Annotated in this window: 7 protein-coding genes; 4 read left to right on the forward strand and 3 right to left on the reverse strand. The window is 72.5% G+C overall.

The window, feature by feature from the left end; translation table 11 throughout:
- Nucleotides 1–87: 87 nt before the first annotated feature.
- Nucleotides 88–432 carry a DUF742 domain-containing protein gene (locus ACFXA3_RS36625; RefSeq protein ID WP_385194512.1) on the forward strand — a complete coding sequence of 115 codons (345 nt, stop codon included), beginning with the start codon at nucleotides 88–90 and terminating at the stop codon, nucleotides 430–432.
- Nucleotides 432–1,079 carry an ATP/GTP-binding protein gene (locus tag ACFXA3_RS36630; RefSeq protein ID WP_385194498.1) on the forward strand — a complete coding sequence of 216 codons (648 nt, stop codon included), beginning with the start codon at nucleotides 432–434 and terminating at the stop codon, nucleotides 1,077–1,079. Before ACFXA3_RS36625 ends, ACFXA3_RS36630 begins: the two co-directional genes overlap by 1 nt.
- A 36-nt stretch (nucleotides 1,080–1,115) precedes the next feature.
- On the opposite strand, the gene ACFXA3_RS36635 is transcribed toward ACFXA3_RS36630, so the two are convergent.
- Nucleotides 1,116–1,544, reverse strand: a complete 429-nt coding sequence (locus tag ACFXA3_RS36635) for a PPOX class F420-dependent oxidoreductase (RefSeq protein WP_385194501.1) — start codon at nucleotides 1,542–1,544, stop codon at nucleotides 1,116–1,118.
- Nucleotides 1,545–1,651: 107 nt separating this feature from the next.
- On the opposite strand from ACFXA3_RS36635, the gene ACFXA3_RS36640 reads away from it, so the two are divergent.
- Both ACFXA3_RS36640 and ACFXA3_RS36645 read left to right on the forward strand, forming a co-directional pair.
- Nucleotides 1,652–2,050 carry a roadblock/LC7 domain-containing protein gene (locus ACFXA3_RS36640; RefSeq protein WP_385194504.1) on the forward strand — a complete coding sequence of 133 codons (399 nt, stop codon included), beginning with the start codon at nucleotides 1,652–1,654 and terminating at the stop codon, nucleotides 2,048–2,050.
- Between the two features lie 321 nt (nucleotides 2,051–2,371).
- Nucleotides 2,372–3,124, forward strand: coding sequence for a DUF6397 family protein (locus ACFXA3_RS36645; RefSeq protein ID WP_385194507.1), 753 nt, complete (start codon nucleotides 2,372–2,374; stop codon nucleotides 3,122–3,124).
- Here the strand turns inward: ACFXA3_RS36645 and ACFXA3_RS36650 are convergent.
- Entirely contained in the window at nucleotides 3,088–3,489 is a 402-nt protein-coding gene (locus ACFXA3_RS36650) for a YchJ family protein (RefSeq protein ID WP_385194509.1), read from the reverse strand. The genes ACFXA3_RS36645 and ACFXA3_RS36650 overlap by 37 nt on opposite strands.
- A gap of 32 nt (nucleotides 3,490–3,521) precedes the next feature.
- The gene (locus ACFXA3_RS36655; RefSeq protein WP_385194515.1) at nucleotides 3,522–4,427 is read right to left on the reverse strand and encodes an acyl-CoA thioesterase; all 906 of its coding nucleotides are present in this window, start codon (nucleotides 4,425–4,427) and stop codon (nucleotides 3,522–3,524) included.
- Nucleotides 4,428–4,434: the final 7 nt, after the last annotated feature.

Raw genomic sequence — 4,434 nt, forward strand, 5'->3', positions numbered from 1 at the left:
CTGTGTCGCGGCGCGCCCCCGGGCCGCGGGTTGCGCGGGGCGGGCCGGCCGGGGCGCGGCCCGGGGTACGACGCCGAGGCGGGCCCGATGGTCCGCCCGTACGCCATGCCGGGCGGGCGGACGAAGCCGGGGCCCCACGGGGTCCGGTTCGACCTGATCGCGCTGGTGGTCGTCGACGCCGACGGTCCCGACGTGGCGGCCGAGTCGCTGCTGGGCCCCGAACACCGGGCGCTGCTCGGGCTGTGCCGCTCCGAGACCCAGTCGGTGGCGGAACTCGCCGCGGACGCGGACCTGCCGGTGGGCGTGGTGCGGGTGCTGCTCGGGGACCTGCTGGAGGGCGGGCACGTCAAGGTCAGCCGGCCGGTGCCGCCCGCCCGGCTGCCGGACGAGCGGATTTTGCGTGAAGTCATCGAGGGATTGCGAGCGCTGTGATGGAACAACACCACGACGGACCCGGCGGGCCGGATGTGGATCAGGAGGACGACGGGGAACTGGCTGCGCTCGCGCTGAAGATACTCGTGGCGGGCGGGTTCGGGGTCGGCAAGACCACGATGGTCGGCGCGGTCAGCGAGATCCGCCCGCTGCGTACGGAGGAACTGCTCAGCGAAGCGGGCGAACTGGTCGACGACACGGGCGGGGTCGCCCACAAGACGACCACCACGGTGGCCATGGACTTCGGGCGGATCACCATCCGGTCCGGACTGTCGCTGTACCTGTTCGGAACGCCGGGGCAGGACCGCTTCTGGTTCCTGTGGGACGAGTTGTCGCAGGGCGCGCTGGGGGCGGTGGTGCTCGCGGACACGCGCCGGCTGGAGGACTGTTTCCCGGCGGTGGACTACTTCGAGGACCGGCGCATTCCGTTCGTGGTGGCTGTCAACTGCTTCACGGACGCGCGCAGGTACGGGGCGCACGAGGTGTCCAAGGCCTTGGACCTGGAGTCCGGGACGCCGGTGGTGCTGTGCGATGTGCGGGACAAGGATTCGGGGAAGGAGGTGCTGATCAGGCTGGTCGAGTACGCCGGGCGGGTGCACACCGCCCGGCTGCTGGACTCGGTGGGGCCGCAGGCCGATTCGGTGTGAGGGGCGTGCGGCGGGGAGGCGGTGCCCGGCCCCGGGTCAGTGGGTGATGCCGTCGACGGTGATCACCTTGTCGACGGGGACGCGGACGAGGAGTTCGCCGGGGACGGCGTTGCGGCGGCCGAAGGCCTCGGCGCGCTCCTCGCCCATGTACCGGGCGGCGATTCTCGTGGCCCAGGGGAGCATTTCCTCCAGGTCCTCGCTGATCTCGGCGCGTCCCTGGAGGAGGACGTAGGAGTACGGCGGACGGTCGTCGTCCACGCAGAGCGCGACGCGGCCGTCGCGCAGCAGGTTGCGTCCCTTGACCGTGCTCTTCCCGGTGTTGAACACGAACGCATCGCCGTCGAGGAGGAACCAGACGGGGGCGATGTGCGGGCTGCCGTCCTCGCGCACGGTGGACAGCTTGCCGGTGCGGGTCCCGTACGAGACGAATGCCCGCCATTCCTCTTGAGTCATCTTCTTCGCCATGGGGACATCCTCCTTGCCCCAAAGGCGCTGGTGGGGAAGGCTGGCGGCACTTACTACGCGGGGTGGGGCGCCGCCATGGCGGCGGCGTCGACGGGGAGGGGCTCGAAATGGCACTGGACAAGCAGCTCGACTGGCTGCTCGACGATCTGACCCGCAGGGTCCAGCAGGTCAGGCATGCGGTGGTGCTCTCCAACGACGGTCTGGTGACGGGTGCGAGCGCGGGGCTGGCCCGGGAGGACTCGGAGCATCTGGCGGCGGTGGCGGCGGGGTTGCAGAGCCTGGCGAAGGGGTCGGGCCGGCATTTCCGGGCGGGCGAGGTGCGGCAGACGATGGTCGAGTACGACGACGGCGTCCTGTTCGTCATGGCGGCGGGAGCGGGGAGTTCGCTGTGCGTGCTCAGCGCTGCCGAGGCCGACATCGGTCAGGTCGCGTACGAGATGACGCTGCTGGTCAACCGGGTCGGCGAACACCTGGGTGTGGCGGAGCGGCGGATCACCGGGGGCTGATCGCGAGTTTTCCACAGGGCTCGCCGACCGTCGTAGCACTGGGTTACGGTCTTCACACAGAGTAATCGTCTCGTGTGGGGGAGGACCGTCATGGACATCGCGACGCAGCCGGGGACCGCGCTGCCGGACACAGGGGTGCGGGTGCGGGCGTGGGTGCCGGCCGGCTCGGGGGTACGGACGCGGGCTCACCCGGTGGTCCGGTCTCGCTCAGCGGCCCGGGCACTGCCAGGGGCCGGGGTGCTGCCGGAGGCCGGGGCGCTTCCGGTGGTCCGGACGGCCGGGCCGCCGGTGTTACGGGGGGAACCGCTGCCGCATACGGCGGTGGGCGGCGCCCGGGCCGCCCGGGAACTGGGGCTGACCCGGACCGAGTTCGCCCGGGCCGTCCAGCTGGGCATCGTGCGCGCCGGGCCGCCGGCGCCGGGAGGGCCCGCGCGCTACACCCGGGCGGAGCTGGAGCGGATCCGGTCGGCGGAGGGCTACCCGGCGACGCTGCGCGCGCGGGTCGAGGCCGTGGCCGGATCCGAGGCAGCGGGCGTGGTGCTGGGCGTCAGCCCGGGCCGGTTCACCCGGCTGGCGCGCTGCGGGCACATCACCCCGGTGGGATACCGGATCAACCGCTACCGGAGCGTGGTGTGGCTCTATCTGGACGCGGAGCTACGGGAGTTCGCGGGCCGGGAGGCGGCGATGCTGCGCGGGGGCGCACCCCCGGCGGACCGGGAGCTGCTGGAGGCCAGGGCGGACCTGAGGCCCCGGAAATGGCGCGGTCGGCATGTGGGGCTGCTGCTGAGACGTACTGCCGACCCCTGGGAGCGGGCCGCCGTCGTCGCCTCCGTACTCCCGGAGGGCGAGCTGCGGGAGGCCGTGCCCGATCCGCAGGAGCGGACCGTCCTCGCCGCGCTCGCCCCGCCCCCGCCGTACGGGCATCCACAGGCCCCGGCCGCGGCCGCCGTGGCGCTCCGCCTGCTGCGGGCGGAGCTGCCGGACGAGATCCACTGGTACCGCACCAGCCTGGACTTCGCGCTGACCGGGGCGCGCGCTCAGTCGAAGTCGACGGGGGAGAGGGGGCCGACGTAGACCCAGGCCCCGGCCTCCCGCGTGAAGGCGCTGTGCTCGTGCAGGGAACCGGAGTGCCGGCCCTCGCGGTAGTGCGCCCGGAACTCCACCGAACCCTCCGTCTCGAACATCCCGCCGCGCTCCGTGGCGAGGATCTCCAGGCGCTCCCAGCGCTGTCCGGGATCCAGGTCGAGCCGGCCGGGCCGGGTGCTCGGGTGCCAGGACCGCAGCAGGTAGGCGGTGTCACCGACGGAGAACGCGCTGAAGCGGGAGCGCATCAGCAGCTCGGCGGTGGGCGCCTGCTGCGCACCGGAGTGGAAGCGGCCGCAGCACTCCGGGTAGGCGGCGGGCAGTCCGCAGGGGCAGGGGAGGGCGGAGGTGGGCATGGGCGTGCTCAGTTCTTCGGGGACGGGTCGGACTACTGGGGGGACACGGCCGGCTTGGCCGCGTTCTCGCCGTACGGGCGGAAGAGGCCTTCCTGGACCACGGAGACCAGCAGCCTGCCCTCCACGTCGTAGATGCGGCCGCGGGCCAGGCCCCGGCCGCCGTGCGCGATGGGCGACTCCTGGTCGTACAGGAACCACTCGTCGGCGCGGAACGGCCGGTGGAACCACATGGCGTGGTCCAGCGAGGCCATGTCGAAACCGCGCATGCCCCAGAGGGGCTCCACGGGGATGCGCACGGCGTCGAGGAGGGTCATGTCGCTGGCGTAGGTGAGGGCGCAGGTGTGCACGAGCGGGTCGTCGCCCAGCGGGCCGACCGCGCGCATCCACACCGCGCTGCGCGGATCGGCGTCCTTGAGCTCCTCGGGAGTCCAGCGGAGCCGGTCCGTGTACCGGATGTCGAACGGCTGGCGGCGGGCCATCCGTTCCAGTGCCTCGGGCAGCGCGCCCAAGTGCTCGCGGATCTCGTCCACGACCTTCGGGAGCGTCTCGGGGTGGGGGAAGTCGAGTCGGGGAGGCAGCTGGTGTTCGATGCTGCCCTCCTCCGGATGATGGAAGGAGGCGGTGAGATTGAAGATCGTCTTGCCCTGCTGGACCGCGGTGACGCGGCGCGTGGTGAAGGACCGCCCGTCGCGCACCCGCTCCACCTGGTACACGATCGGCACCCCGGGGATGCCCGGGCGCAGGAAGTACGCGTGCAGCGAGTGGACCGGGCGGTCGCTCTCGGTGGTGCGGCCGGCGGCCACCAGCGCCTGGCCGGCGACCTGCCCGCCGAAGACCCGCTGGAGGGACTCCTGGGGGCTGGCGCCGCGGAAGATGTTGACCTGGGAGAGCGCCACGTGGGGCACATAGACGAGTCTCTCGGCAGGGGGGTGTGTTATAAACAAA

Origin of the sequence: Streptomyces sp. NPDC059456 (assembly GCF_042750055.1) — a bacterium.
Taxonomy (GTDB): Bacteria; Actinomycetota; Actinomycetes; order Streptomycetales; family Streptomycetaceae; genus Streptomyces.